Origin of the sequence: Robiginitalea sp., from assembly GCF_049588695.1 — a bacterium.
In the GTDB taxonomy this organism is placed as follows: domain Bacteria; phylum Bacteroidota; class Bacteroidia; order Flavobacteriales; family Flavobacteriaceae; genus Robiginitalea.
On record NZ_JBAVZJ010000189.1, the window covers coordinates 1 to 2,917 of the forward strand.

2 protein-coding genes are annotated in these 2,917 nt (G+C 48.5%); both read right to left on the minus strand.

Going from position 1 to position 2,917, the window contains the following annotated elements; translation table 11 throughout:
* The coding region (locus tag WBV75_RS04590; RefSeq protein ID WP_424119473.1) for a response regulator at window positions 1–276 on the minus strand (276 nt) is incomplete at its 3' end.
* A 25-nt stretch (window positions 277–301) separates the two neighbouring features.
* Window positions 302–2,917 (minus strand): response regulator (locus tag WBV75_RS04595; protein ID WP_424119474.1); only part of this gene is annotated, 2,616 nt, incomplete at its 5' end.

Sequence of the window (2,917 nt, forward strand, 5' to 3'; positions counted from 1 at the left end):
CGCCGTGAGCAGAATAATATATGTATCCGTTATTTTGAGTTCTTTTTTTACCTTTTGGCAAACCTCCATCCCATTCATTTTGGGCATCATCACATCGAGGAATACCAGGTCAGGTCGCTCTTCCTGAATGATTTTCAGGGCATCCGCCCCGTTGTCAGCAAACAACAATTCAACTCCTTCGTCTTCTAAATCTTCGAGGGTTTGTTCGATAAGCATTCGTATATGGGCCTCATCGTCGACTATCAGTAATTTTTTATCCATTGGATCTATTTGCATTTATGAATTTAGGATTGATTCCGGGCTACTGGTACACAAAGAACATTACATTCTCCATGCCCTTCTGGAACTTGAGTTCTTTAATGGCCTTCTTCTCGAGCTTGTCCAGGGATTTCAGCATAATGATGTCCGGCTTCATTTCCGAAGCGGTCTCCATCAGTTTGTCCGGGTTGGCCTCCATCACCTTGTATCCCCGTGCCGTAAGCACATCTGTCAGGGACTTCACTGTACTGGCATCTTCATCCACCACCAATACCCGTTTGCGGGAAACACCCTGTTCCAGAAGCTCGTCCACTTCGTGAAAAAGCTTTTCCGTATCGATGGGCTTGGTCAGGTAGCGGTCCACGCCAATGCGGAAGCCGCGTTCCTTATCCTGAACAATAGACAGGATGATGATGGGGATATCCATGGTCGCCGGGTCGTTTTTCAGAACGGCCGCCACATCAAATCCATTGATCTCGGGCATCATCACATCCAGGATAATCAGGTCCGGTTTGTTGAGCCGCACGGCATCCAGGGCCGCCTTCCCATTGGCCGCTTCCTTCACCTTGTATCCGGCATCCGAGAGTTCCTGCCTCAGCAACGACCGGATGGGGGTATCGTCATCCACCACAAGAATGGTTGGGGAATCTCCCAGGGTTTTGCTGGAGGAATGTTTGATTTGCGTTTTCAGGCTATTGAGGATGCGGTCCAGCTTGATAGGCTGATCCCCGTCCTGCCCCATCACGGGGACAGAAAAGAAAAAGGTACTGCCCACATTGGGCTCACTTCGCATCCAGATGATGCCCCCGTGGTGTTCGATAATTTCACGGCAAATCGGGAGCCCGAGCCCGGTCCCCTTGGGTTTATCGGTAAGGGTATCACCCGCCTGTCGGAACCGTTCAAATATCTTGTGTTTGTCTTCATCCGCAATCCCCACGCCCGTATCCTGCACCTCAACAATCACCTGGTTGTTGTCCAGGTAGGCATCAAGGACCACGGAGCCTTTATCTGTAAACTTAACGGCATTCGACAACAGGTTAATGACCACCTGGATGAGCTTATCTTCATCTCCGCTAATCAGGGGAAGGTTATCCGGTAAGTTTTTTTGAAGCTTGAGGCTTTTCTCTTCAAAAAGTGCCGAAGTTGCAGACACCGCCCTCCCGATAACATCCTGAATAAAGACGGGTTTCATATTCCACTCCATACGGCCCGACTCTATTTTGGCCAAATCCAGTACATCGTTGATCAGGCTGGTCAGGCGTTCCCCTTCGGAGACCACTACATCCAGGTTTTCGCTCACCTGCTTCATAGTCTTTTTGATTTTCTGGTCTTCTACAGTCACTGCCGGAAATATCTTATCTACCAGTCGCTTCCGGATGATCTTGGCAAACCCTAGGACGGAGGTCAGGGGAGTGCGCAATTCATGACTGACGGTGGACAAAAAGGCGCTCTTGGCCTCATTGGCTTCTTCAGCCTTGGCCTTGGCTTCCTTTGCCTCCTCAAAGAGTTCGGCATTGTGCAGGGCAACCCCTACGTTAATGGCAATAGTGCTGAGGAGGTTCTTATCTTCCTCCGTAAAACGGCCCGCTTGAGTCAGGCTCTGCACACTCAGAACCCCAATTATGTCGTCTTCAACAGGAATAGGGACCCCCAGGTAGGAAATCGCCTGTTTACCGGTTTGCTGAATCCCATGCTTATTGTATTCCGCCATGATATCTACATCCCGGTTGATCAGCATGGATTCCCCGGATTGGATGATGCGAGAGGTTAATCCCTCCCCGAGCTTAAATGGAGGCATCTCATCCCCGTCCTGGTAGGGAAAGTTGATCATGTTCGTATCGTGGTCGAGAATCGCCAGGTAGGTAATATCCGAATTAAAGACGTCTTTCATCTTATTCCCTACCAGTTGAATGAGTTCCTCGAGTTCCAGTTTATCGTTCAGGGCTTTGGTCACAGAATTGACTGTGGCCAGTTCGTTGAGGCGCTGCTGTACCTCTTTGGTGCGCACCTGCACCTTATCTTCGAGGGCCTTGCGCTGGTTGACCAGGATACGGGTCCGTGCCCGTACAATAAAGTACAAAAGGGCCAGGGCACTGAGGGCATAAAGAGCATACGCCCACCAGGTGCGGTACCAGGGTGGGGCAATAACAAATGAAACTGAGGCTTCTTCTGTTTCATCACCAAAGAGACTGCGGGCTTTAACTTTGAAGGAATAGGAACCTGGTGGAAGATTTATAAATTCTCTCGTAGTCTGTTTTGTCCAATCTGACCATTTTGTTTCTAAACCCTCCAAAGAGGTGGAATACTCAATATCCTTTTGAGCTATAAACAATGGCGCAGCATAATCTAAACTAACTGTGTTCTCATTGTATGCAAGCTGAATATTCTCAGGAAACTCGATGCCACCTTTGTATATGAGTGAATCACCGGCACTCCGCATTTCTCTAATCTTTACCTCAAAAGGAGGAATTAATCGCTTTCCTAGTTTTCCTTCATATCGAACCACACCATCCGGACCTGAAAACCAAACCACTTGAGTACCATCTGCCTTGGGCTCTTCTGGTCGTACGCTTAATAAATATCTACCGGTTAAAGCTTTAAAAGTCTCAGTATCGAGGTCAATAGATCCATCGTCCTTTTTTGTAGCTATGGTTATGCC